This is a genomic window from Micromonospora sp. WMMD967 (assembly GCF_029626165.1).
GTDB classification, from domain to species: domain Bacteria; phylum Actinomycetota; class Actinomycetes; order Mycobacteriales; family Micromonosporaceae; genus Micromonospora; species Micromonospora taraxaci.
On record NZ_JARUBK010000001.1, the window covers coordinates 1,485,772 to 1,510,848 of the forward strand.

The 25,077-nt window shown below is 71.6% G+C and carries 24 protein-coding genes; 16 read left to right on the top strand and 8 right to left on the bottom strand.

Going from position 1 to position 25,077, the window contains the following annotated elements:
* Window positions 1-210: 210 nt before the first annotated feature.
* The 3 genes from O7631_RS07085 to O7631_RS07095 all read right to left on the bottom strand — a co-directional run bounded on the left by O7631_RS07085 (window position 211) and on the right by O7631_RS07095 (window position 2,519).
* Entirely contained in the window at window positions 211-1,017 is an 807-nt protein-coding gene (locus O7631_RS07085; RefSeq protein WP_269681479.1) for an HAD-IB family hydrolase, read from the bottom strand.
* A gap of 400 nt (window positions 1,018-1,417) precedes the next feature.
* On the bottom strand, window positions 1,418-1,795 hold the full coding sequence (locus tag O7631_RS07090) for a carboxymuconolactone decarboxylase family protein (protein WP_088986731.1): 378 nt from the start codon (window positions 1,793-1,795) through the stop codon (window positions 1,418-1,420).
* Window positions 1,796-1,934: 139 nt separating this feature from the next.
* Complete coding sequence (locus tag O7631_RS07095; RefSeq protein WP_278143532.1) at window positions 1,935-2,519, bottom strand: hypothetical protein; 585 nt, start codon at window positions 2,517-2,519, stop codon at window positions 1,935-1,937.
* Between the two features lie 238 nt (window positions 2,520-2,757).
* On the opposite strand from O7631_RS07095, the gene O7631_RS07100 reads away from it, so the two are divergent.
* From O7631_RS07100 to O7631_RS07135, 8 genes are all read left to right on the top strand, one after another.
* The gene (locus O7631_RS07100) at window positions 2,758-3,009 is read left to right on the top strand and encodes a hypothetical protein (protein ID WP_278143533.1); all 252 of its coding nucleotides are present in this window, start codon (window positions 2,758-2,760) and stop codon (window positions 3,007-3,009) included.
* Window positions 3,010-3,229: 220 nt separating this feature from the next.
* On the top strand, window positions 3,230-4,333 hold the full coding sequence (gene ssd / locus O7631_RS07105) for a septum site-determining protein Ssd (RefSeq protein ID WP_278143534.1): 1,104 nt from the start codon (window positions 3,230-3,232) through the stop codon (window positions 4,331-4,333).
* Window positions 4,330-5,541, top strand: a complete 1,212-nt coding sequence (locus O7631_RS07110) for a TadA family conjugal transfer-associated ATPase (protein ID WP_278143535.1) — start codon at window positions 4,330-4,332, stop codon at window positions 5,539-5,541. The genes ssd and O7631_RS07110 overlap by 4 nt, the downstream gene beginning before the upstream one ends.
* Entirely contained in the window at window positions 5,538-6,824 is a 1,287-nt protein-coding gene (locus O7631_RS07115; RefSeq protein ID WP_278143536.1) for a hypothetical protein, read from the top strand. Before O7631_RS07110 ends, O7631_RS07115 begins: the two co-directional genes overlap by 4 nt.
* A 74-nt stretch (window positions 6,825-6,898) precedes the next feature.
* Complete coding sequence (locus tag O7631_RS07120) at window positions 6,899-7,498, top strand: type II secretion system F family protein (RefSeq protein ID WP_278147866.1); 600 nt, start codon at window positions 6,899-6,901, stop codon at window positions 7,496-7,498.
* A 23-nt stretch (window positions 7,499-7,521) separates the two neighbouring features.
* Entirely contained in the window at window positions 7,522-7,689 is a 168-nt protein-coding gene (locus O7631_RS07125; RefSeq protein WP_076470820.1) for a DUF4244 domain-containing protein, read from the top strand.
* Window positions 7,690-7,769: 80 nt separating this feature from the next.
* The gene (locus tag O7631_RS07130; protein WP_278147867.1) at window positions 7,770-8,162 is read left to right on the top strand and encodes a TadE family type IV pilus minor pilin; all 393 of its coding nucleotides are present in this window, start codon (window positions 7,770-7,772) and stop codon (window positions 8,160-8,162) included.
* Window positions 8,162-8,566, top strand: coding sequence for an Rv3654c family TadE-like protein (locus O7631_RS07135; RefSeq protein ID WP_278143537.1), 405 nt, complete (start codon window positions 8,162-8,164; stop codon window positions 8,564-8,566). Before O7631_RS07130 ends, O7631_RS07135 begins: the two co-directional genes overlap by 1 nt.
* 136 nt (window positions 8,567-8,702) lie before the next feature.
* Here the strand turns inward: O7631_RS07135 and O7631_RS07140 are convergent, their stop codons facing one another.
* From O7631_RS07140 to O7631_RS07150, 3 genes are all read right to left on the bottom strand, one after another.
* Window positions 8,703-9,281 (bottom strand): hypothetical protein, encoded by a 579-nt coding sequence (locus O7631_RS07140; protein ID WP_278143538.1) that lies wholly within the window; start codon window positions 9,279-9,281, stop codon window positions 8,703-8,705.
* Window positions 9,282-9,422: 141 nt separating this feature from the next.
* Entirely contained in the window at window positions 9,423-9,632 is a 210-nt protein-coding gene (locus O7631_RS07145) for a hypothetical protein (RefSeq protein WP_088986720.1), read from the bottom strand.
* Window positions 9,633-9,730: 98 nt separating this feature from the next.
* A complete protein-coding gene (locus O7631_RS07150) occupies window positions 9,731-12,310 on the bottom strand; it encodes a DEAD/DEAH box helicase (protein WP_278147868.1) in 2,580 nt (859 codons plus the stop codon).
* Window positions 12,311-12,498: 188 nt separating this feature from the next.
* On the opposite strand from O7631_RS07150, the gene O7631_RS07155 reads away from it, so the two are divergent.
* The 7 genes from O7631_RS07155 (at window position 12,499) to O7631_RS07185 (ending at window position 21,618) form a co-directional block, all read left to right on the top strand.
* Entirely contained in the window at window positions 12,499-12,855 is a 357-nt protein-coding gene (locus O7631_RS07155) for an STAS domain-containing protein (RefSeq protein ID WP_088986718.1), read from the top strand.
* Window positions 12,852-13,289: an ATP-binding protein gene (locus O7631_RS07160; RefSeq protein ID WP_030334228.1), complete on the top strand. Its 438-nt coding sequence runs from the start codon at window positions 12,852-12,854 to the stop codon at window positions 13,287-13,289. The genes O7631_RS07155 and O7631_RS07160 overlap by 4 nt, the downstream gene beginning before the upstream one ends.
* Before the next feature lie 317 nt (window positions 13,290-13,606).
* Window positions 13,607-15,967 (top strand): sodium-translocating pyrophosphatase, encoded by a 2,361-nt coding sequence (locus O7631_RS07165; RefSeq protein ID WP_278143539.1) that lies wholly within the window; start codon window positions 13,607-13,609, stop codon window positions 15,965-15,967.
* A gap of 102 nt (window positions 15,968-16,069) precedes the next feature.
* Window positions 16,070-16,612, top strand: a complete 543-nt coding sequence (locus tag O7631_RS07170) for a hypothetical protein (RefSeq protein WP_278143541.1) — start codon at window positions 16,070-16,072, stop codon at window positions 16,610-16,612.
* Window positions 16,603-17,328: a hypothetical protein gene (locus O7631_RS07175; protein WP_278143542.1), complete on the top strand. Its 726-nt coding sequence runs from the start codon at window positions 16,603-16,605 to the stop codon at window positions 17,326-17,328. Before O7631_RS07170 ends, O7631_RS07175 begins: the two co-directional genes overlap by 10 nt.
* A 380-nt stretch (window positions 17,329-17,708) precedes the next feature.
* Complete coding sequence (topA, locus tag O7631_RS07180; RefSeq protein WP_278143543.1) at window positions 17,709-20,537, top strand: type I DNA topoisomerase; 2,829 nt, start codon at window positions 17,709-17,711, stop codon at window positions 20,535-20,537.
* A 139-nt stretch (window positions 20,538-20,676) separates the two neighbouring features.
* On the top strand, window positions 20,677-21,618 hold the full coding sequence (locus tag O7631_RS07185; protein WP_278143544.1) for a hypothetical protein: 942 nt from the start codon (window positions 20,677-20,679) through the stop codon (window positions 21,616-21,618).
* A gap of 57 nt (window positions 21,619-21,675) precedes the next feature.
* On the opposite strand, the gene O7631_RS07190 is transcribed toward O7631_RS07185, so the two are convergent.
* Complete coding sequence (locus O7631_RS07190) at window positions 21,676-22,992, bottom strand: D-arabinono-1,4-lactone oxidase (RefSeq protein WP_278143546.1); 1,317 nt, start codon at window positions 22,990-22,992, stop codon at window positions 21,676-21,678.
* A 226-nt stretch (window positions 22,993-23,218) separates the two neighbouring features.
* Between O7631_RS07190 and O7631_RS07195 the strand changes: the two genes are divergently transcribed.
* The gene (locus O7631_RS07195) at window positions 23,219-23,815 is read left to right on the top strand and encodes a TetR family transcriptional regulator (protein ID WP_269683700.1); all 597 of its coding nucleotides are present in this window, start codon (window positions 23,219-23,221) and stop codon (window positions 23,813-23,815) included.
* 32 nt (window positions 23,816-23,847) lie between these two features.
* On the opposite strand, the gene O7631_RS07200 is transcribed toward O7631_RS07195, so the two are convergent.
* Window positions 23,848-25,056 carry an amino acid deaminase/aldolase gene (locus O7631_RS07200; RefSeq protein ID WP_278143548.1) on the bottom strand — a complete coding sequence of 403 codons (1,209 nt, stop codon included), beginning with the start codon at window positions 25,054-25,056 and terminating at the stop codon, window positions 23,848-23,850.
* Between the last annotated feature and the right edge of the window lie 21 nt (window positions 25,057-25,077).

Below are 25,077 nucleotides of genomic sequence, written 5' to 3' on the forward strand. Positions count from 1 at the left end.
GACACTCGACGTTGCTCGAAGTGCTGCCGGAAGAGGTTGGCAGCCGCGCGAACCGTTCGTCTGTCCCAGTCGAGCGGTGACGGTGGCCGAGCGGGCCCGGTCGGGCGGTGCTGGTGCGCGCCCGGATGGCCTGGTCGAGCGCTGGTGGTGTGCTGCCGGGCAGGTCTCGTCAGGCGCTGGTGATGGTCGCGCGTACCCGATCGGGCCTGCTCAGGCGGTGGTCGTGGCCGCGCGGGTGCGACGATGCCGGCCGTACCAGGCGATGCCGATGGCCACGCCCACGCCGACGCCGAGCGCCGCCGCTGCCACCGGCACCGCGGGTCGCTCCCGCAGGCGGCGACCCAGGGGGATCGGGTGCCGGAACTCCAGCACCGGCCACGCGTTCTCCGAGGCCAGCTTGCGCAACTGCCGGTCCGGGTTGACCACACTCGGGTGGCCGACGCACTCCAGCAGAGGACGGTCGCTGTACGAGTCGGAGTAGGCGTACGAGTCGGCCAGGTCGTAGTCCCGGGCCGCCGCCAGCTCGCTGACCGCCTCGACCTTGCTCGGACCGGCCGCGTAGAACTCGACCTCACCGCTGTACCGGCCGTCGCGGACCGTCATGCGGGTGGCGATCACGTCGGTGACCCCGAGCAACTCGCCGATCGGCCGGACCATCTCCTCGCCCGACGCCGACACCAGCACCACGTCCCGCCCCGCCGCCTGGTGCTCCGCGATCAGGACGGCGGCCTCGGCGTACACGTAAGGGTTGATCAGCTCGTGGAGTGTCTCCGCGACGATCTGGCGGACCTGCTCCACCTGCCAGCCCTTGCAGAGCGCAGCCAGGTAGTCCCGTGTTCGGGCCATGGTCTGCTCGTCGGTGCCGCCCAGCCGGAACATCAGCTGCGCGTACGCCGACTTGACCACGTCCCGCCGGGTGATCAGCCCGTCCCGGTAGAACGGCCGACCGAACGCCAGGGCGCTCGACTTGGCGATGACGGTCTTGTCCAGATCGAAGAAAGCGGCACTTCGGCCCACGGCGCGAAAGTCTAGCCGGATGGTCTATCGTCGGCGGGTGCCCGGGGTCAGGCCACCCCTCACACCTGCGGGCAGGCAGCACCTTCTCCGCTTCGCGTGATCGCGCTCACACTCTGCGAGGAGATTTTCGCGGTGAGTGGAGCAAGCACCACTCGACGTGACGGGCGCGCTCAGGCAAACTTGTCCGTACGACGAGCTTTCACATACCCGAAAACAGGCAGACGCTCGGCGGTTGCACCCCCCGTGACCGCTGAGTGGTTCGGCTCGACCCCCCCGGAGCCGAACCTTCGACGACCCCCGTCTCCCCCCGACGGGGGTCGTCCCTTTCTGGGAGCGCTACACCGCCGCAGGTCACAGGCCCGGGTTGGCGGCAGACAGTGAGAGGATGGTGGGAGCCTCGTCAGCGGTGCTCGCCGAAGACCGCCGCGGCCACCTGGTAGCTGTCGAACGCCCGGGCCGCCCCGGCGTACGCCTCCAGGTGGATGAAGAGCTCGACGATCTCCTCCTTGGTCACGCCGGACGTCAGCGCGATGCGCAACTGCCCCCGCAGCGGCTCGTGGGTGCCCAGCGCTGCCGCGACGGCCACCGAGATCAGGCAGCGGCTCCGCAGATCCAGGCCCGGTCGCGGCCACGAGTCGCCGAAGGTGTGCTCGGTCGCCAGCCGCCGGAAGTCCTGACCGACCGCGGGTTCTCCGTCGGCCAGCGGCAGGGTCAACGGTTGGCCGAGGAGGCGCTCCGCAGTGTCGAGGGCCTGCTGGTATCGGGGATCGTCGGGCATGCGTCGCCACCTCCGCAAGTGTCAGCCGATTGACTGCCGTTCGGTTCCAGCATCGCGCCTAGCCCGGCGTTCGGTCGGCCGTTCCGGGAACCGGTGGTCGGCATAGCAGCGGTGGTCTGCTTGTATGGGCCCGCCGTGTCTATGCGCTCCCGCAATTGGCCGGGGCGACGCGCTGCCAGTCGCTTCCCGCGAGGGTGACCGGGTAGCTGACCTCTCGAACGTGTTTGTCCTCGGTCTCGACCTCGAAGGCCATGGGCAGCGGCTCCTGAAAAAACGCGACCGAGCATTCGAACAACAGCTCGACCACGAGCTCACCGGTGCCGCCAAGGGGTGACAGCCGAGGTTGTCCAGCGCTGGCTAACGCCATGCCCGGCCTTTCCGCGGCAACCTGTCTAACCGTGATCGGCGCGGGACCGGCGTTGATCACCACCAAATGCCCGGTCATCTTGACCTGGGGGGCGTCGCTGCCTCCGTCCAGGGCGACTGTCTGGAAGGTCGGGCTTCCCAGACTGGCCGATTGAGGGAAGGCCACGAGTGCGACCACCAAGTTCCGCTCCCGCTGCTCGTGCGACGCTCGCCGTTGGACAGCGAAGCCGCCGATCAGAGCGCCGACGACGAAGACGGCGACGAATCCCAGAACCACCTTCTGTCTGGTCACGGGGCGGTCTTGGGCAGTGGGATTCGACTCTGCCGGTTGGTGATCGCGCTCGTCCAGGTCGATCACCGCATGCTCCACGACATGGGCGTCAGCCTAAGGTCGCTGCGCGTCGAGCGCCTCGGCCTGTCGTACCGCCGAACCAACCTGCCGGCCGCCGGACCCGAGGCTGCCCGCGAACTTTGGGCACGACGAGCCCGACCTCGACGCGCGGCTGCGGGCCGCGCCGGAGGGGGTACGGCGGGCTGCGCTGGCGCTTGCCGTACGGGCGGTCACCAGGCGGTTCAGGTTCAGCGACGACGACCTGTTGCGGCAGGTGGTGGACGCCGTCGAGCGGGGCGCGAGCCTGGACGAGGAAGCCCGTTTGAGGGTGATCCACCGTCTCACGGTGCAGGACGCCGACGTGCGCAGCGCTTCCTCGGCGGTCCACGCCCTGTACGCGGCGACGGGCAGTGGGCTGGCAGCGCTCGACGCGGTGAGTGCCGTCCGGCACGCGGTTGGCGATGACTGGTCGACCGTCCGCCACGACCTGTACCGGCTGGTCCGCCAAGCCGGCTGACCGTCGACTTGTGGGGCCGTTCCCTCCTGGAGCGGGCCCGCTGTCATTTCCGTAGGAGCACGAGCTGCGGAAATACCCAGGCACGTAGCAGATCAAATGTCTCAGCGGGCGTTTTCCACAGCCCACGAGGTTGTCCACAGGCGACCGCAGTGGGACCGAATGCGGGGCGGATTCGGAGCAGGGTCGGCGGCATACCAGAGCCCGACCGCTGGAGGCCGCGATGCCATCCCGTACCTCCGTCCCGCCGATCCGCCGGCTCCCGCTGGTCGTCACCGGTGACGACGATCTGCTCGATGATGTGCTCCGGCTCGCCGCCGCAGGCGGGACCGAGGTGGAACTCGCCCGCGACCTCGCGGCCGCGCGTACCCGATGGGTTCCCGCGCCGCTGGTGATACTCGGCATCGATCAGGCGCAGGCATGTCTGCGTGCCCGCCTGCCGCAGCGACCCCGGCTGGTGCTGGTCGGTCGGTCCGGTCAGCTCGACCCCGGCTGGCAGATCGCCGAGCTGGTCGGGGCCGAGTACGTCGCCATGCTGCCCGCCGCGGAATCGTGGCTGGTGGACCGGTTCGCCGAGCAGGGGCCGGATCGCCCGGACGGTGGTGGGGCCCGGATCGTCGCGGTCTTCGGCGGTCGGGGCGGCGCCGGGGCGAGCGTCCTGGCCGGTGGCCTGGCCGTGACCGCCGCGCGGGCCCGGTTACGCACTCTGCTGGTCGACGCCGATCCCCTCGGCGGTGGCCTCGACCTCGTGCTGGGCTGGGAACAGTTGGAAGGGCTGCGGTGGCCGTCGCTCACCGGTGCGGACGGACGGGTGGACGCCCCGGCGCTGGTGCAGGCACTGCCCAGTCGAGGTGACCTGGTGGTGCTCTCCTGGGATCGCGGCGAGATGCTGGCGCTGCCGGCTGCGGCGATGGCGGCCACCGTGGACGCCGCCCGGCGCGGTCGTGACTTCGTGGTGGTCGACCTGCCCCGACAGTTGGACGACGCGGCAGTGGTGGCGTTGCAGTCGACCGACCAGGCGTTCGTCGTCGTCCCGGCCGAGCTGCGCGCCACCGCTGCGGCGGCGCGGGTCGTGGCTGCTGCCGCCCCGCACTGCGCGGCGCTGTCGGTGGTGGTGCGCGGGCCGGCCCCCGGTCGGCTACGCGCGGCCGAGGTCGCACGGGCTCTCGGCCTCCCACTGGCGGGCACGCTGCGTCCCGAGCCGGGGCTCTGCCGAGGGCTGGAGCGAGGTGAGGCACCCGCCGCCGCGGGCAAAGGACCTCTTGCCGCACTCTGCCAACGGATCGTCGCCGACCTCACCGGCGTGCCGTCGGCGGGTGCGGCATGAGCGGCAGGCCGGAGGACGGCACCCTCGCCGGCCGCGTACGGCAGCGCATCGCCGCCGCCACCACTCCGGTAACGCCGGCGGCGATCGTGTCCGCGGTCCGGGCCGAGCCCAACGCCGCCGTGCTCGGCGACACCGCCGTGCTGCGGATCGCCGACCGGGTGCGCGACGAGCTCGTGGGCGCCGGGCCGCTGGCTCCGCTGCTCGCCGACCCGGAGGTGACCGACGTCCTGGTCAACGGGACTCGGGTGTGGGTCGACCGTGGTTCAGGGCTGCAGCAGGTCGCGGTGCCGGTGGGCTCGGTCGAGGACGTACGCCGGCTGGCGCAGCGGCTGATCGCCAGCTCCGGCCGGAGGCTGGACGACGGATCTCCGTACGCGGATGCCCGGCTTCCCGACGGCACTCGGCTGCACGCCGTGCTGCCGCCGGTGGCGACGGAGGGTCCGTACCTGTCCCTGCGGACCTTCCGTCATCGGCCGTTCACCCTCGACGAGCTGGTACGTCAGGGGACGGTGCCGCGACCGGTCGCACCGCTGCTCGCCGCCGTCGTCTCGGCCCGACTGGCCTACCTGGTGACCGGTGGGACGGGGTCAGGCAAGACGACATTGCTCAACACGCTGCTGGGCATGGTGCCGGCCACCGAGCGCATCGTGCTGGTGGAGGACGCCGCCGAGCTGCGGCCAGGTCATCCGCACGTGGTGGGGCTGCAGGCTCGTACCGCCAATGTGGAGGGCTCCGGCGTCGTCGGCCTTGGCGACCTGGTCCGGCAGGCCCTGCGGATGCGGCCGGACCGCCTGGTGGTCGGGGAGTGCCGGGGTGGTGAGGTGGTCGACCTGTTGGGTGCCCTCAACACCGGCCACGACGGGGGCGCCGGCACGCTGCACGCCAACACCCCGTCCGACGTGCCAGCCCGGCTGGAGGCCCTGGGCATGCTGGGCGGCCTGCCCCGCGCCGCGCTGCACGCCCAGGTCGCCGCCGCCCTGCAGGTCCTGTTCCAGGTGCGACGAGGCGACCGGGGACGCGTCCTGGAGTCGGTCTGCCTGCTGCTGCCGGAGGGGCCCGAGCGCCTGGTGACAGTGGTGCCCGCCTGGGTGCGCGGCAGCGGCCTCGGGTTGGCCGCCCGCGCGCTCGGGGCGCTGCTGCGGGAGCGCGGGGTGGCGGTGCCGCCGATCCTCAGCGAGCCGTGGCCCGGATCGGCAGGTCCGGTATGACCGGCGGGGCGCTGGCGGTGGCGGCGCTGCTTCTGGTCGCCGCCGCGCTGGTGGCGTGGCCGGTGCAGAGCATCCGGGCTCGTCGACGTCGCGTGTTTGAGACGGGACGCGGGAAGACCGGGGCCGACCCGGACGAGGCACTGGTGGAGTGGATCCGGGAACTCGGCCGTACTCCGGACGGGTCTGTCGAAGGACTCACCGAGTCGCCGACCGTGGGCCGTCCGGTCGGCATCGCCTACCAGCCACAGGCCGGCGCGAAATCGACGGTCCTCGGCTGGCCGGCCCGGGACGCCACCGGGAGACCGAGCTGGCCCGGGGGGTTGGGCGGGCCGGCCGGAGCGGGCGGGTCCGTGTGGTCGACGGGTCCGGCGGGCCCGACGCGCCCGCCGACCCGCCGGGACCCTCGGCGGCCAGCCGGCACCGCCCGACCGGAGGACACGACCTCAGGCGCAAAGGGTGGGGGCGGCACGACGGTGGCAGCTGTCGCGACCGACGCCCTAGACGTGGTCGACGTCGAGCGCCCAGCTCCGTCCGTCGAGCGGCAAGACGTGGCAGCAGGCTCCCGGAGCGCCCCGTTCAGCTCGCCCGAGGCCAGGACGAGCGGCGATCTCGAACCCGGTGACCAGCGAACGGCCGACACGACGAACGGCGGGACGAGCGTCGTCGCGAGGCCGCGGACCATGCGGTCGACGGCACGTGTGTTGCCGTTGGCCGGCATCCTCGGCGGTGGCGTCGGCGCCGTGGTCGGTGGCCCGGTGGCCGCGGTCGCGCTGGCCAGCTACGGCACGTTGGCAGTGCGTGCCGTGCTGCGTTGGCGAACGCGCCGCAGCATCGAACAGATCCGACGACGCGGGCTGGACCAACTCTGCGGCCTCGCTGCGGACCTCCGGGCCGGTCTGCCGATCCCACACGCACTCGACGTCGTCGCCGCCGACGGGCCGGACCGGCTGCGTCAGCTGACCTCAGCAGCGGTACGACTGGCGGACCGCACCGGCGCTCCGCTCGCGGAACTCGTCGAGCGGATCGAGGCGGATGCTCGGGCGACCGACCGAGGTCTGGCCGCCGCAGCGGCACAGGCGGCCGGCGCCCGAGCCACGGCCTGGTTACTGGCGGCGTTGCCGGTCGGAGGGATCGGACTCGGGTACGGCATCGGCGTCGACCCGGTGGCGGTGCTCCTGCACAGCACTGTCGGTGGGGCCTGTGCGGTTCTCGCCGTCGCCCTGCAGGTTGTGGGCCTTCTCTGGGCAGAACGACTGAGCGCGACACCGGGGCGGACCGGATGACGCCCAGGGGCCCGACGGGCCAGGGCAGCGTGGCGAATCGACGCGGCTCGGCGGGCAAGCGCAGCTCGTCATCGATGCTGCGGCCGGACACGATCCGGCTCGCGGCAGCGCTGGGTGGGCTTGCCGTGGCCGTCGTCGTCGGTGGCTGGTTCGGGTTGCTGGGCGCGGTCCCGACCGCATTCCTGCTGGATCGGCTCCTGCGGCGGATCGAGCCTCCTGGTGCTCGCAAGCGGCGGCTCCAGGAGGCGGCCGACCTGCCGCTCGCCGCTGATCTCCTTGCTGCGGCGATGCGCGCGGGAGCCCCGGTCGACCGCTCGATTCTGGCGGTAGCCGAGACGCTGGACGGGCCGCTCGCCGGTCGCCTGTCCCGCGTCGGCCGCACGCTCCTGCTCGGCGGTGGCCCGGCGGAGGCGTGGTCCGCGTTGGACGGGATACCCGGTGCGGACCGTTTGACGGCAGCGGCGTTGCGTTCGGCCAATAGCGGTGCCGCCCTGGCCGGGGCGATGACCCGGCTCGCCGACGACCTGCGTGCCGACCGGGCCACCGCCGCCGAGGCGTCCGCACGCCGGGCAGGGGTGCTCATCGTCCTGCCGCTGGGGCTCTGCTTCCTGCCGGCGTTCATTCTCGCCGGCCTGGTGCCGGTGATCGTCGCTGTCCTCGGCGACGTGCTCTGACCACAACGAGAAAGGGAACAGTCATGCGCAAACTGCTCGCCCGCCTGCGCGGGGACGCCGGAATGAACACGGCCGAGTACGCGGTCGGCACGCTGGCGGCGGTCGCCTTCGCCGGCATCCTGTTGAAGGTGCTGACCTCCGGCAACGTCCAGTCGGCGCTGACCGCAGTCATCGACCGGGCCCTGAAGTGAGCAGGCGCCGGCAGGCCGGTAGCCGTCTACGGCCCGGCCCCTCGGGGCGAGCCGATCGCGGTTCACGGTCTGGCCCCTCGCTGCGGGCCGGTCGCGGCGGCTGGGCAACCGTCCAATCGGCCGCTCGCGGGGACCGGGGGTCGTTCACCGCCGAACTGGCGGCCGGCCTGCCGGCGCTTCTCCTGCTCCTGCTGGCTGGCCTGACCTCGGTCAACGCCGTCAGCGCGCAGGCGAGTTGCCTCCACGTGGCCCGGGAAGCCGCGCTGGCCGCCGCCCGCGGCGAGGACGGCAGCCCGGCGGCGGGGCGCGCGGCACCGCCAGGAGCGGAGGTGTCGGTGTCCGTCGACGGCAGCCGGGTGCGGGCGACGGTACGCGCGCCCGTTCGCACACTGGGCGGTCGACTACCACGGATCACCGTGGTCGCGACGGCTGTCGCCGCCGTGGAACCAGGCGTCGCCGAAGGGCAGCCGTGATGTGCCTGTCAGTTCGTGTCCGGTGTGGACCCGCCGAGCGGATCGACCAGAGCAGCCCGGACGGGCAGCGGGGCGGTGCGACTGTCCTGCTGCTGGCGATGGGGTTGGTCCTCGTGCTGTTCGGGACGTTCGGCGCTGCCATCACCGTCGCCGGGATGGCCGATCAGCGGGCGATGGTGGCAGCCGATCTCGGCGCTCTGGCCGGCGCCGCCCAGGCTCTCGACGGGGACATGACGGCCTGCGCGTCCGCTGCCGACATCGTCGCCCGCAATGCCGGTCGGATGGTCGGCTGTCACCTCGGCGGGCTGGACGTGCTGGTGACCGTCGAGGTGGCGTTCACCCCACTTCCCGGACTGACCCGGGTCGCCACATCGACGGCCCGCGCCGGCCCGGTGCGCGCCTGAACGAGCAGGCAGTGCTGCTGCGCAGGCCGTCGGGGCCTCTCCGCCCGCACTCGCCGCGCGGGCCCGCTGGCCGGGGATCAGGGCCCCCAGGGGCCGTGCCCCGGCCAGCAGCCCGAGAAGTGTGTGGCCGGGTCGGTCAGCGGGCCTGGAGCGCGTCGAGGGCGACGGCCATCGCGATGACCAGACGTCGATCGATCTGGGGGTTCTGCACCTCGACGACGTACTTGTCGCGCAGGCCCCACTTCTTGACCACTGTGAAGACCGGCTGGCCACCGGCGGTGAAGTCGAAGTGGTACGGCAGCCAGGACAGCGAGTCGACGAAGCGGCGCAGCAGTGCCACCGGCATGCTGCGCTCCTGGCCGGTCACCTGCGGAAGGCCGGCCTGCTCGACGTGCCAGGTGGAACGGAGCAGCGACTGGGCGAAGTCCTTGCGGAACAGCCCGATCGCGTTGCCGGCGGCGTCGGTGACGTCGTACGTGGCGCCGAGGTCGAGGCGCTGGCGGGCCTTGAAGCCGAGCAGGGGCTGCTGCTTGGAGTCGTCCGTGTAGATCGTCACCTGCTCCTTGAAGGCGAGGCGCTTCTGCTGCGCGAACGCCAGCAGCTCACCCTCGGTGCCGTCCGCGGCGACGGCCCGGACCTCGTACTGGTTGACCATCATGCGCAGTCGCTGGCGAACGTGGAACTGGTGCTGACTCTGCAAGTTGTCGAGCTGCATCTGATCTCCTCAGGGGGACTGTGCGCCGGAGTCTCGCACAGCTCGACAACCGTCGCGTTCCCCGCCATCGACGACCACTGGTTGCGGAGCGGTCGAAGCGCCACCCGACACCCGCTGCCCGTGCCGACGAGCGGGGGCGGATCAGCGAACGTCAGGTGTGGCTGCGGCGCGCATCGCCCAGGTGTTGAGCACCTGATGGATCACCCGCAACCGCTCGTTGATCAGCTCCAGTCGTTCCGCCTGGGCCAGGGCGGCCAGCGCCGACCCGAGCGCGATCTGCTGGTCGAGGGTGAGGTGGTCCTGGTCGATGGTGTAGAGCAGGTCGACGGTTTCGGCGATCGTGTCGGCCACGGCTTCTCCTCGGGCACGGGGGCAAGTCAACAGCATGGACATCGATGGAAGCGCTCCCATGCCATTGTGCCCAGTGCCGGAGCAATTCATGCAACCGGCTACTCGGGCAGGTTCGCCAACACCACGTCGAGCACCCGGATCGCGTCCGGTTTGGAGAGCGGATTGTTGCCGTTTCCGCACTTCGGTGACTGTACGCAGGACGGGCAGCCGGTCTCGCAGCCGCACTCCGCGATCGCGTCCCGGGTGGCCCGCAGCCACGCCGACGCCGTCCCGTACGCCCGCTCGGCGAACCCCGCGCCACCCGGGTGCCCGTCGTACACGAAGACGGTCGGTGCCTCGGTGTCCGCGTGCACGGCGGTGGATAGCCCGCCGATGTCCCACCGGTCGCAGGTGGCCATCAGCGGTAGCAGGCCGATCGCGGCGTGTTCGGCGGCGTGCAGCGCACCCGGCACGTCGGCCGACTGGACTCCGGCGAGAGCCAACGACTGCGGTGACAGGGTGAACCAGACCGCCACCGTGCGCAGCTCCCGGGCGGGTAGGTCGAGCGGCCGGGTGTCGATCACCTCGCCGGTGGCGATGCGCCGCCGCTGGTACGACACGACCTGACTGGTCACGTCGACCTCGCCGAGGAACATGCCGACCGGTCCGGCGTCCACGTACGAGCGCACGGACACCACGGACAGGTCGGTGACGTCGCGAGCGTGGGTGGACCAGTCCGGCTCCTCGACGTGCACCAACGCGCAGCCGTCGGCCAGGTCCAGCTCGTCCACCACGTACGAGACGCCCTGGTGGAGGTAGACCGCGCCGGGGTGGAGCAGGAAGTGCGAGGAACCGCCGTCGACGGTGCCCAGCAGTCGGCCGGTGGCCGACTCGACCACGCAGACCGGTGCGCCGCCCTCGCCGCGCAGGTCCACCTCGGGGCGTTCCCGGTGCCGCCAGTACCAGCCGGTGGGCCGCTGCCGCAGCGCGCCGGCCGCCACCAGTTCGTCGACGGCCTCCTTCGCCCCGTCCCCGAAGAGCACCAGGTCGGCTGGGGTGAGCGGGGCCTCGGCAGCGGCGCAGGCGAGTTGCGGTGCCAGCACGTACCGGTTGGCCGGGTCGAGGACCGTCGCCTCCACCGGCGCCCCGAAGATCGCCTCCGGGTGGTGCACCAGGTAGGTGTCCAGCGGGTCGTCCCGGGCCACCAGGACCGCGAGGGCCTCCTGCCCGGAACGCCCGGCGCGGCCCGCCTGCTGCCACAGCGACGCCCGGGTGCCCGGGTAGCCGCAGATCAGCACCGCGTCCAACCCGACCAGGTCCACGCCCAGCTCCAGTGCGTTGGTGGAGGCCAGCCCGAGCAGGTCGCCGTGCAGCAGCGCCCGTTCCAGCTCACGCCGCTCCTCGCGCAGGTAGCCACCCCGGTAGGCGGCCACCCGGTCGCCGAGCCCCGGGACGGCGTCGTCCAGCGACCGGCGCGCGTTGGCGGCCACGACTTCGGCGCCCTTGCGGGAGCGGACGAACGCGAGTGTGCGTACCCCCTCGGCGACCGTGTCGGCGAGCAGGTCCGCGGTCTCGCGCAGCGCCGACCGGCGGACCTGCCGAAGGTCGTCGTGGTCGCCGGCCGCCTGGCCGGGGGCCGGGGCAGAGGAGCGGTCGCCGGCCGCCTGGCCGGGGGCCGGGGCAGAGGAGTGGTCGCCGGCCGCCTGGCCGGGGGCCGGGGCAGAGGAGCGGTCGCCGGCCGCCTGGCCGAGGGCCGGGGCAGAGGAGCGGTCGCCTGCCGCCTGGCCGAGGGCCGGGGCAGAGGAGCGGTTTCCGGCCGCCTGGCCGGGCACCGACGAAGAGTCGGGGGGAGCGGCGCCGGAGTCGGGCGGCAGCAGCGGCGGCTCCCAGAGCGCGAAGGTCACCCCGCCACGCGGCGACGCGTCCTCGGTGACAGCCGTCACCGGCAGCCCGGTCAGCCGTCCGGCTGCGGTGGCCGGGTCACCGGAGGTCGCGGAGGCGAGGACGAAGACCGGGGTGGCCCCGAACCGGGCGCACTGCCGGCGGAGTCGGCGCAGCACGTGCGCCACGTGCGAGCCGAACACCCCCCGGTAGGTGTGGCACTCGTCGATCACCACGTACGCGAGTCGGCGCAGGAAACCGGACCACTGGGCATGCCCGGGCAGGATGCCGTGGTGCAGCATGTCCGGGTTGGTCAGCACGAACCGGGAGTGCCGGCGGATCCACTCCCGCTCGGCGCGCGGGGTGTCCCCGTCGTAGCAGGCGGGGCGTACCCCCTCCAGTTCCAGCGCGGCGACGGCCCGCAGCTGGTCGGCGGCGAGGGCCTTGGTCGGTGCCAGGTAGAGCACCGTGGCCCGGGGGTCGGCGAGCAGGGTGGCCAGGGCCGGGAGCTGGTACGCCAGCGACTTGCCGGACGCGGTGCCGGTGGCGATCACCACATGGTCGCCGTCGTACGCCAGGGTGGCCGCCTGGGCCTGGTGCTGCCACGGCGCGACCACGCCACGCCGGGTGAATGCGGCTTGCAGCTCCGCCGGTGCCCAGGATGGCCACGGGGCGGGCGCCCCGGCGCGTGCCGGCACCCGTTCCACGTGGGTGACCGGGTCTCCGGCGCCTCGGGCGCGTAGCCGGCGCAGCAGGTCGGCAGGCGCTGGCCCCGGGCCGTGACCAGCGGATACGGTGGCCGGCGACGACGACTCCAGGTCGTGGCGCGGCGTGGGACGCGCAGCGCTGAAGTCGTTGGTGGTCACGCCCTGCACTCTCGCACTGGTGTTCGGAGATGAAAAGTCGGACACCGGGGTAAGGGGAAGCCTCCGCTGGCGTTCGCAGGCCGTGCCGGCGGTAGTGGTTAGATGCCCACGAGAGTTTACGGCTCTGGCGAGGAGGACCGATGGAGCTGTCGCTGGCGACGCGCACCGTGGGTGAGCACACGGTGCTCGAGGTCGGTGGTGAGGTGGACGTCTACACCGCGCCCCGACTCCGCGAACGACTCCTCGAGTTGATCGACGGTGGCGCCCGTCACGTGGTGGTCGACCTCGGTCGGGTGGACTTCCTCGACTCCACCGGGCTGGGCGTGCTGGTCGGCGCGCTCAAGCGGCTTCGGTCGGCCGGCGGTTCGTTCGCCCTGGTCTGCGACAAGGAGCCGTTGCTCAAGATCTTCCGGATCACCGCACTGGACCAGGTGTTCCCGCTGCACCCGACGGTCGACGCGGCGATCAGCGCCGACCCGGCGGGCGCCGGCGCGTGATGGCGACAGTCAAGCTCTCGTTCTCGCCCGCCCCGGTGCACGTGCGTACAGCCCGGCTGGTCGGCGTCGCCGTCGCCCGGCGTGCCGGGGTCCGGGAGGACCTGCTGGACGAGGTGCGCCTGGCCATCGGTGAGGCGTGCACCCGGGCGGTGGCCCTGCACCGGCAGTACGGTCTCGCCGACCCGGTGCTGGTGGAGATGTCCGACGGTGGCTCGTACGCGGTGCGGGTGGTGGACCGGGCGCCGATCGAGGCGGGCATCGGTCTGACCGCGTTGCCGCCGGACGAGCTGGCCAACGAGTCGCTCACCGACGAGGCGCTGACCACCGGCGTCGGCTTCGCGCTGCTCGCCGGGTTCGTCGAGGACCTTCAGGTGCGCCCGGTCGACGAGGGCATCGGCACCGAGGTGCGGATGGTGTGGCCGGTCGGCCGCTGACCCCGTTTCGTTTCCAGGCCGCATCCCCTGCCGGGGGTGCGGCCTTCGTGCATGGATCGGGCCCTATATCAGATTTCGTTTCATAACACAGCGACGAAGATCATCGCGACACGGTGGGACCTGCGTGTGACCTCCGACACTGCGGAGGGCTACAGTACCCGGGTTGTCAGCAAGTGATCCATCCCGCAGCCAGCGGGTATGGGTGTTCATCGCTGGTCCGCTGGGGTGGGTTGGCGCGCGCTTGCGAGTCCGCATCCAGGCGTCGGTCAGTGCGTCTCCACTCACCGGCGCGAGTGTTCGGTAACAGGAGGACACAGATGTCCGAGACCTTGGCCGCCGACGGCGGCGGGCTTTCCCTTACCGGAAGCAATGTCACCTACGTCGTCATCGCCGCGGCAATCGCGCTGGTGGCGCTCGCCTTCGCGGCCGCCCTCACAAAGACGGTGCTGGCTGCCGGTAAGGGCACCGCCACCATGCAGGAGATCTCGGGGGCGGTCCAGGAGGGCGCCTCGGCGTACCTGCTCCGCCAGTTCCGTACCCTGGCGATCTTCGTGGTCGTCGCGGTGGTGCTGCTCTTCCTGCTGCCGGTGCACGACACCGACGGCAGTGAGTTGGCAGTGAAGATCGGCCGGTCGGCGTTCTTCGTGGTCGGCGCGCTGTTCAGCGCGTTCATCGGTGGTGCCGGCATGTGGTTGGCCACCCGCGCCAACCTGCGGGTCGCCGCCGCCGCGAGAGAGCGCGAAGGTGGCCGCGAGGCCGCCATGAAGATCGCGTTCCGGACCGGTGGTGTCGTTGGCTTCCTCACCGTCGGCCTCGGCCTCTTCGGCGCCGCGCTCGTCGTTCTCGTCTACCGGGGTGACGCGCCGACGGTGCTGGAGGGCTTCGGCTTCGGTGCCGCGCTGCTCGCGATGTTCATGCGGGTCGGCGGCGGCATCTTCACCAAGGCCGCCGACGTCGGCGCCGACCTGGTCGGCAAGGTCGAGCAGGGCATCCCCGAGGACGACCCGCGCAACGCCGCCACCATCGCCGACAACGTGGGCGACAACGTCGGTGACTGCGCCGGCATGGCCGCCGACCTGTTCGAGTCGTACGCGGTGACGCTGGTCGCCGCGCTGATCCTCGGTCGGGCCGCGTTCGGCGAGGAGGGCCTGGTCTTCCCGCTGATCATCTCCACCATCGGTGTGCTGATCGCGATCGTCGGCGTCTTCATCACCCGGCTTCGGGCGTCCGACCGCAATGGTCTGACCGCGATCAACCGGGCGTTCTACCTCTCCGCGCTGCTCTCCGCCGTGCTGGTGGCGGTCGCCGCCTACGCGTACCTCCCGGCGACCTTCGGCGAGTTCGACAGTGGACTGACCGACGCGCCCGGCAACCCGCGACTGGTGGCCATCGGCGCGGTCGTGATCGGCATCGTGCTGGCCGCCGCGATCCAGGCGCTGACCGGCTACTTCACCGAGACCAACAAGCGGCCGGTGCAGGACATCGGCAAGAGCTCGCAGACCGGTGCCGCGACCGTCATCCTGGCCGGCATCAGCGTCGGTCTGGAGTCGGCGGTCTACTCGGCGGTGCTGATCGGCGCCGGCGTCTTCGGCGCGTTCCTGCTCGGCGGTAGCTCCATCACGCTGTCGCTGTTCGCGGTGGCGCTGGCGGGCACCGGCCTGCTCACCACCGTCGGTGTGATCGTGGCGATGGACACCTTCGGGCCGATCTCCGACAACGCCCAGGGCGTCGCCGAGATGTCCGGCGACATCGACGAGCACGGCGCGCGGGTCCTCACCGAGCTGGACGCGGTGGGCAACACCACCAAGGCGATCACCAAGGGCATCGCGATCGCCACGGCGGTGCTCGCCGCGACCGCGCTGTTCGGCTCGTACACCGACACGCTCAGCAGCGCGTACGCGACGGCTGGCGTGAGCGATGTCGGCAACGAGATCCTCAACGCGCTGAACGTGGCGAACCCGCGCAACCTGGTCGGCCTGATCATCGGTGCGGCGGTGGTCTTCCTCTTCTCCGGTCTGGCCATCAACGCGGTGTCCCGCTCGGCCGGTGCCGTGGTGATGGAGGTTCGCCGGCAGTTCCGTGAGCTGCCCGGCATCATGGACCGCACCCAGCGCCCGGAGTACGGCAAGGTCGTCGACATCTGCACCCGGGACGCGCAGCGCGAGCTGATGACCCCCGGTCTGCTCGCCATCCTGGCGCCGATCGCTGTCGGCTTCGGCCTCGGGCCGGGCGCGCTCGCCGCGTACCTGGCCGGTGCGATCGGTGCCGGCACCCTGATGGCGGTGTTCCTGTCCAACTCCGGTGGGGCCTGGGACAACGCCAAGAAGTTGGTCGAGGACGGCGCGTACGGCGGCAAGGGCTCCGAGTCGCACGCCGCCACTGTCATCGGCGACACCGTCGGTGACCCGTTCAAGGACACCGCCGGCCCGGCGATCAACCCGCTGATCAAGGTGATGAACCTGGTCTCGCTGCTGATCGCACCCGCCGTGGTGGCCTGGAGCGTCGGCGACGACCGCAACGTCGGCCTGCGGATCGGCATCGCCCTGGTGGCGACGCTGATCATCGTGGCGTCGGTGGTGTTCAGCAAGCGCAAGGGCATCGCGATGTCCGACTCCGACGCCGACGGCAACACCGGCGCGGGCAGCACCGACCACCGGCCGGAGACGGTCAACGCCTGACCTGGCACGGGCGAGGGGTCCCCGGTCGACGTACGCGTCGACCGGGGACCCCGGCCGTCCGGCCCGGTGCCACACCTCGCCGAAGGCCGTACGCTGCAACGCATGCGTACGTGCCAGGCGTCTGCCGCCGGAAGGTTCACGGTGGTCCTGGCCACGGTCGTCGTCGTACTCGCGGGTTGCGGCGGCGGGCCCAGTCCACGTGCGTGGGCGGCATCGGTCTGCGGCGCGCTCACCCCGTGGCGGTCCGAGATCAGCAAGTTGACCAGCAGCACCGACGAGCAGATGACCGCGCAGACCACCCCGGCGCAGGCCAAGGAGAACCTGGTGCGGCTCTTCGGTGGTGCGGAGCAGGCCAGCGAGGCCGCACGCCGCAAGGTGGAGCAGGCGGGCATCCCGGAGACCGACAACGGCGAGGCGATCTCGGCGGGGTTCCGTAGCTCGCTGGGGAAGATGCGGGACGCGTACGGCCGCGCCCGGGACACCATCGACGGGCTGGGCACCGGTGAGCCGACGGTCTTCTACGACGGCGTGCGGGCCGCGGTGGAGACCCTCAACAAGGAGTACGACGCCAGCGCGCTGGACACCAGCAAGCTCAACTCCGAGGAGTTGAAACAGGCCTTCGACGAGGTGCCGGAGTGTCGCTGAGTGGGTTCGATGACACTCCGAAGGCGGAACCGCCCGCGGCGCTGTTTCCCGCGCCCGAGGCGGACGCGCCCACACCCGCGCGACGACGCGGCGGCCCGGCCCGCAACGGTCCTTCCTCTCCGGGTGACGACGCCGGCCGGCAACTTGTCTTCTTCGGCGCCGAGGCGGCCGAACCCGCTGTCGCCGACCTGGCCGGGTTGCTCGCCGGACCGGGCGAGGTGGTCCGGATGGGTGGTACCGCCCGTCTCTCGGTGCGGGTGGACGCCGCCTGGCGGGTGCACGTTCTCGTCGCCGAACTGGCGGCACGGGGGTTGGCGGCGAGTTGGGAGCCGGCCGAGGGTGAGCGACACGCCGTCCGTACGTCGTACACCCGGGTCCTGAAGCCCCTCGCTGTCGCCTGGCTGCACGGTGCGACGAAGCGCCCACCGGCCACCTTCCACCTGACCGGCCGGAGGTTGCGGCTGTGGCTCGCCGCCGCCGGCACGCCGGAGCCTCCCGACGGCTTCCTGTTGCGGCTGGGCGCCGACGAGCAGGAGTGTTGGGAGCCGATCGGCGTCGCGCTCGCGGCGGCGGGGCTGGCGGGGGACCTGATCGGCCCGGGGGAGGGCGGCCCGGCCTACCGGATCACCGGCCGCCGCCGGTTGGCCCGACTGGCCGAGTTAGTCGGCGCACCACCGCCCACGGCACCCCCCACCGCCTGGCCCTCACCCCCCTAAAAGCGTCGATCATGGGGTTGTGGTGGGGATCTACTGCATGTTCGGGGCCAAAACGCCCACCACGAGTCCATGATCGCCGAGGGTTCGGGGCGGCGGCTGGCTGTCTGGTGTTGGACATTGGGCCGGGGAATCCGGGCGGTAACGGGCGGGTTGGACCTTGGCCGTGGGCCCGGGATCGTCACGGTGACCCTCTCGGAGCCCTACCCACGGTGTACGGTGGCGCCGTCCGGCAGTGCCGAAGCGGTTTACCGCCCGCGAAACCCGAAACGCGGGCGGCGCGTTACGTTGGACATCCGGACCGTCGGTGCGACGGCGGGGTCGAAAGCGGTCGCTGTCCGGGCGCCGGCAGGCCACGAGCAGGAGTGAGGTCGGGGAGAGACGTGCCTAGCAACGCTGGAACCACCCGTCTGGTCATCGTCGAGTCACCGGCGAAGGCCAAGACGATCTCGGGCTACCTTGGCCCGGGGTACGTCGTGGAGGCCAGCTTCGGTCACGTCCGCGACCTGCCGCGCAACGCCGCCGACGTGCCGGCCAAGTACAAGGGTGAGCCCTGGGCCCGGCTCGGGGTGGACGTGGACAACGGCTTCCACGCGCTCTACGTCGTCTCCGCCGACCGTAAGCAGCAGATCACCAAGCTGGTGAAGCTGGCCAAGGAGGTCGACGAGATCTTCCTGGCGACGGATGAGGACCGCGAGGGCGAGGCGATCGCCTGGCACCTGGTCGAGACGCTCAAGCCCAAGGTCCCGGTCAAGCGGATGGTCTTCCACGAGATCACCAAGCCGGCGATCCAGGCGGCCGTCGCCAACCCCCGGGAGATCGACCGCGACCTGGTCGACGCCCAGGAGGCGCGACGGATCCTCGACCGGCTCTACGGCTACGAGGTCTCCCCGGTGCTGTGGAAGAAGGTCATGCCGAAGCTCTCGGCCGGCCGGGTGCAGTCCGTGGCGACCCGCATCGTGGTCGAGCGGGAGCGGCAGCGGATGGCGTTCCGCACCGCCGAATACTGGGACATCCTGGCCACCCTCGCCGTGGCGAACGCCGGCGAGGGCCCGCGAAACTTCAACGCCACCCTGATCGCGTTGAACGGCGACCGGATCGCCACCGGTAAGGACTTCGAGCCGACGACGGGTCGCGTCCGCGCAGGTGCCGGCGTCGTGCACCTCGACGAGGGCGGCGCCCGTGGTCTGGCCGCTCGGCTGGAGGGGCGGCCGTTCACCGTCACCCGGGTCGAGGAGAAGCCCTACCGTCGCCGCCCGTACGCGCCGTTCATCACCTCGACCCTCCAGCAGGAGGCGGCCCGCAAGCTGCGCCTGTCGTCACAGCAGACGATGCGCACCGCCCAGCGGCTGTACGAGAACGGTTACATCACCTATATGCGTACCGACTCGGTGAACCTGTCGGAGACCGCCATCTCGGCGGCCCGCCGGCAGATCGTCGAGCTGTACGGCGAGCGCAGCGTGCCGCCGGAGCCGCGTCGCTACACCGGCAAGGTGAAGAACGCGCAGGAGGCACACGAGGCGATCCGTCCGGCGGGGGACAACTTCCGCACCCCGGGCGAGGTCGCCAAGGAGCTGTCCGCCGAGGAGTTCAAGCTCTACGAGCTGATCTGGCGGCGGACCATCGCCTCGCAGATGACCGACGCCGTCGGTTCCAGTGTCTCGGTGCGCATCCGGGCGGTCTCCACCTCCCAGGAGGAAGCCGACTTCGGGGCGACCGGTAAGACGATCACCGACCCGGGCTTCCTGCGCGCGTACGTCGAGTCCAGCGACGACGAGAACGCCGAGGCCGAGGACGCCGAGCGCCGCCTGCCCAACCTGGTCAAGGACCAGCCGCTGACCGCCGACGAGCTGGCCGCGCAGGGTCACCACACCCAGCCGCCGTCGCGCTACACCGAGGCGTCGCTGGTCAAGGCCCTGGAGGAGCTGGGCATCGGCCGCCCGTCCACCTACGCGTCGATCATGCAGACGATCCAGGACCGGGGGTACGTCACCAAGCGCGGCCAGGCGATGATCCCGACCTTCCTGGCGTTCGCGGTGATCGGGTTGATGGAGCGGCACTACCCCCGCCTCATCGACTACGACTTCACCGCCTCGATGGAGAACGAGCTGGACGAGATCGCCGGTGGTGACCACGCCGCCGTCGACTTCCTCACCGCGTTCTACTTCGGCAGCGCCAACGGTGCCGGTGACCAGGACATCGCCCGCTCCGGTGGGCTCAAGAAGCTGGTCACCGAGAACCTCAGCGACATCGACGCCCGCAGCGTCAACTCCATCCCGCTCTTCACCGACGACGACGGCCGTGAGGTCGTCGTCCGGGTCGGCCGGTACGGGCCGTACCTCCAGCGGGCGGTGCCCGGCGAGGCCCCGGCGACACCGGCCGAGGGTGAGGAGGGCGGTGCCCAGGGCGACCGCGCGCCGATCCCCGAGGGCCTCGCCCCGGACGAGCTGACCCCGGAGAAGGTCCACGAGCTGTTCCTCGGCGGCGGCGGCGAGCGCAAGCTCGGCGACGACCCGGCCACCGGGGAGCCGATCGTGCTCAAGTCCGGCCGGTTCGGCCCGTACGTGTCCAGCGGCGAGCGCAAGTCGTCCCTGCTGCGTACGCAGACACCGGACTCGTTGACCCTGGAGCAGGCGCTCAAGCTGCTCAGCCTTCCCCGGTTGGTCGGTGTCGCGCCGGACGGCGTCGAGGTCTTCGCGAACAACGGTCGCTACGGCCCGTACGTCAAGCGGGGCGAGGAGTTCCGCTCCCTGGAGTCCGAAGAGCAGATGTTCACGGTCAGCCTGGACGAGGCGCTGGCCCTGCTGGCAGCTCCGAAGACGCGTGGCCGACGGGCCGCCGCGCCGCCGCTGCGGGAGATGGGCGTCGACCCGGCGACCGAGAAGCCGCTGGTGATCAAGGACGGTCGCTTCGGTCCGTACGTCACCGACGGGGAGGTCAACGCTTCCCTGCGGCGTGGGCAGACCCCGGAGGCGCTGACCATCGAGGAAGCCTCCGAGATGCTCGCCGAGAAGCGGGCCAAGGGTCCGGCGCCGCGCAAGAAGGCGGCGGCGAAGAAGGCTCCGGCGAAGAAGACGGCGGCCACGAAGAAGACGGCCGCCGCCAGCAAGTCGACCGCCGCGAAGAAGACCACCACCGCCAAGGCGACGACGGCCAAGAAGGCCCCAGCCAAGAAGGCCGCCCCCCGCAAGGCGGCGTCCAGCACCGAGTAACCCCTGCTCTTGGAGATCTTGGAAGGAAAGTGCCCCTCCTGGGGCGATTTCCTTCCAAGATCTCGGCTTTGTCCACAGGGGCAGCCGGCAAGGGGGGGCGATCTGGAGACTTTGGGGTTATGAGTCTTCGGGGGGCGTCGTGGCTGGCTGGGGGCGTCGGCTGCCGGATGATGACGCGGACGAGCTGACCTGGCTGCTCTTCCATCAGGATGATGTGGTGAGCCTCGACCAGGCGCGGCGGCACCTGTCACCCAAGGCCATCCGGCACCGGGTGGCGACCGGAAAGTGGCGGCAGGTCCACCGAGCTGTGTTCGTCGCGCACAACGGGCCGGTCAGTCCCGACCAGTTCCGGTGGACGGCGGTTCTCGCCGCAGGGCCGCGGGCGATCCTTGGTGGCCTGACCGCTGCGCAGGCCGGAGGGCTGCGGGGGTTCCGCGGTCGCCCGATACACATCCTGCTCCCCGCCCCCTGCCGTCGTGGCTCGCTGCCACCCGGTGTCGTTGCGCACCGGACCGGGACGCTGCGCGATCAGGACGTGCTGGCCGTCGGGCAGCCTCGACGGACCATGCCGGCTCGTTCGATCGTGGACGCCGTCCAGTGGGCCGACGATGACCAGCAGGCACGCGCGGTCGTCGCCGCCGCATTCCAACAACGGCTCGTGGGTGGCGACGACCTGCACAGGATCGTCGAGACCTTGCCCCGGGTCCGCCGTCGTCAACTGATCCTGGCCACGGCGGCCGACGCCGCTGGCGGTGCCCACTCCCTGGCGGAGTTGGACTTCCTCGGCCTGGTTCGTCGCGCGGGCCTACCGGAGCCGGCGCGGCAGAAGATTCGCTACGACTCGACCGGACGACGTCGCCACCTGGACGCCTACTTCGAGCAGTGGGGAGTGCACGTCGAGATCGACGGCGGGCAGCACCTCGATCCGCGCGCCTGGTGGGCGGACATGCGCCGCCAGAACGCGCTCTGGGTCGACGGCGACCGCCTGTTGCGCTTCCCCGACTGGGCGGTGCGCGCCCACCCCGACGAGGTCGAAACCCAACTCCGCGCCGCCCTGAAAGCCGCTGGCTGGCCGGGCTGATCTTGGAAGGAAAACGCCCCTCCTGGGGCAACTTCCTTCCAAGATCTGCAAGGGCCGCTACGCGCCGAGGACGTGGGTCAGGTGGGGGTTGGTGAAGACGCGGTTCGGGTCCAGGCGGTCGCGGACGGCCTGGAAGTCGGCGAAGCGGGGGTACGCCTCGGCGAGCGACGCGGCGTCGCGGTAGTGCATCTTGCCCCAGTGCGGGCGGCCGCCCAGCCCGGCGGCCACCTGCTCGAAGGCCCGGAAGTACGGCTCGTACGGCATGCCGACGTACTGGTGCACGGCGATGTAGGCGTTGTCCCGCCCGTAGCCGTGGGAGAGCCAGATGTCGTCGGCGGCGGTGAAGCGCACCTCGACCGGGAAGAGCACCTTGAACGGCAGACCGTCGACGATCCGGCGGAGCGCGGCGAGCGCCTCGGGCAGCGCCTCGCGGGGCAGCCCGTACTCCATTTCCATGAAGCGGACCCGACGCGGGGTGCAGAACACCCGGTCGGAGCGGCCGGTGTACCGGCGTTCGGTGAGGGCGCGGGCGGAGACCGCGCTGATCCCCGGCGCGAGGGCGGGCACGGCCCGGCCGAGTCGGCAGGCCCCGGCGAAGACCCGGTTGGACAGGAAGTCGTCGTCCAGCCAGCCGCGCCAGCGGGACAGCGGTCGGTCGTTGGCGGGTACCCGGTCGTTGGCCTTGACCTGGACCCGGGACGTGTACGGGAACCAGTAGAACTCGACGTGGTCGTGCCGGCCGATCAGCGCGGGCAGTTCGCCGAGCACATCGGCCATCTCGGCCGGGCGTTCGTGGGCGTGCAGGACGAAGGCGTCCACGCAGCGCAGGGTCACCTCGACCAGTACGCCGAGCGCCCCGAGCGACACCCGGGCGGCGGCGAGGACGTCGGGGTTCTCGTCGGCGGAGCAGTGCAGCACCTCGCCGGTGCCGGTGACCAGTGTGATCGCCTCGACGAAGGTGGAGAGGCACCCGTAGCCGGCGCCGGTGCCGTGGGTGCCCGTGGAGATCGCCCCGGCGACGGTCTGCGCGTCGATGTCGCCGAGGTTGGGCAGTGCGAGGCCGTGCCGGGCGAGCAGGCTGTTGAGGGTGTGCAGTGTCATCCCCGCCGGTACGGTGACCAGCCGGTGGGCGACGTCGACGCTGACCGGGGTCTCCAGCTCGGACAGTTCCATCCGGCGGTCGTCGGCGAGTGCGACGGCGGTGAACGAGTGGCCGCTGCCGGTAACGCGGATCCGGCCACCGGCGGCGACGGCGTCCTGGACGGCTTCTGCGACGTCGGTCGGCGAGCCGGGGCGCAGGATCGCGGTGGCGCTGCCACGCTGGTTGCCGGCCCAGTTGGACCAGGTAGCGGTGAGCGATGCGGTGCCGACCATGCGCGCTCCTCATTCATGAATATGAACTGACTTCATATCAGGAACGTTGTACCTGGTAAATACCGCAATTGCGATCCGCTCGTTGTACCGGTAGTCACGGACTCGTGACGTGGAGATATGTTCATCCGTCGAAGGGGGGTGGCGCAGAGTGTCCACACCAGCCGCCACGACCGGTCCGCTGCGCCGCGTACCGGTGCAGGGTCGAAGTGTCGCGCGGGTACAGCGCATGTTGGATGCCTGCGCCGAACTCGTTGACGAGGTGGGGTACGAAGGGCTGACCACGACCCTGCTCGCCGAGCGGGCCGAGGTGGCGATCGGGTCGGTGTACCAGTTCTTCCCGGACAAGCGGGCGATCGTGCAGGCGTTGACCCTGCGCACGATGGAGTCCTACCTCCAGCGCCTCGACGAGCGGTTCGCCTCCGACGAGATGACCCACTGGTGGGACGGCGTCGACGCCGGCATCGACGAGTACATCACCATGCACCGCACCGTCCCCGGCTTCCGTACCCTGCACTTCGGCGACGTGGTCGACCTGCACCTGCTCGACGAGCAGCGGGACAACAACGGCGTGATCGCCGACCAGTTGGCCCGGGTGCTCACCGAGCGTTTCGGGCTCACCGACGTACCGAAGCTCCGCTTCGTCCTGGAGATCGCGGTCGAGGCGGCGGACGCGCTGATCAAGCTCGCGTTCCGGCGCAAGTCCGACGGCGACGAGCGGGTGCTGCTCGAAGCGAAGGCGCTGATCCGGGAGTACCTGCACCGGCAGGTCGACGGCGAGGACAGCGGTCGGCCCGCTGTCGGCCAGCAGGCCCAGCCCGCCTGATCCGTGCTCGCGGCCCGGGGGCGGGCGGCGGGTCAGAGGAACGCCTGCCCCTCCCCCCGGTAGGTGGGCACGCTCGCCACGACCGCGTCCCCCTCGACCAGGTGCAGGTCGTTGACCCGTTCGCAGAGTTCGCCGGCCTTGGCGTGCCGGAACCACACCCGGTCGCCGACGCGCAGGGTGGCCGCCGCCGCGCCGGACAGCGGGGTCTGCACCTCACCGGCACCCTCGGTGCCGACCAGCTTGAGCCCGGCCGGCAGCCACGGCCGAGGTAGCCGGCTGTCGGCGGCCGGACCGGAGGCGATCCAGCCGCCACCGAGCACCGTCGCCAGCTCCGGCGTCGGCCGGCGGACCACAGCGCAGGCGAAGAAGGCCGCCGGAGTGGGTCGCCAGGCTCGGTACGCGTCGAACAGCGTCGGCCCGTACAGACCCGATCCCGCGGTGATCTCGGTTACCGCGGGATCGGCGCTGGTCGCCGCCACGCTGCCGGTGCCGCCACCGTTGACGAACTCCAGGTCGGCGTGCTCGCGTACCGCGGCCACCGCCGCACCCCGGCGGGCCAGCAACTCGCGGTACGACCCGCGCTGGGCCAGCCTGATCGCGCCGGCCAGCAGCGTCTGCCCCGGCGGCGCGTCGCCCAGACCGGCGATCTGCGCCTCGTACGACATGAGCCCGACCAGCCGGAAGCCGGCGCGGCCGGCGACGGTGGCGGCGAGCGCGCCGGCCGCCCGTGCGCTGTGCACCGGTGAGCGGCGGACGCCGACGTGCACCCGCCCCCGGATCGGCCGCCAGGAGGCGTCCAGGTCGAGGCAGAGTCGCAGCTCGGCGCGCTGCCCGGGGGCCCGGACGGCGTCGATCAGGTCGAGTTGCCCGGTGCCGTCGATCATCAGGGTGATCGCGGCGGCCAGGGTCGGGTCGGTGGCCAGCTCGGCGATCGCGGCCCGGTCCGCGCTCGGGTACGCGACCAGGACGTCGTCGCTCACACCGGCACGGACCAGCCAGATTGCCTCGGGCACTGTGAACGCCATGATCCCCTGCCAGCCGGGGCGGGCGAGGGCCCGACTGATCAACTCTCGGCTGCGTACCGACTTGCTGGCCAGGCGGACCGGTTTGCCGCCGGCCAGCTCGGCCAGGGCGGCCGAGTTGGCGTCGAAGGCGGTGAGGTCGACCACGGCGTAGGGCGGGTCGAGGTGGGCGGTCGCCCGATCCAGGCGCTCGCGAAGTTTGTCGCTTTCGATGGCCACGTGTGCACGCTAACTGTCCGA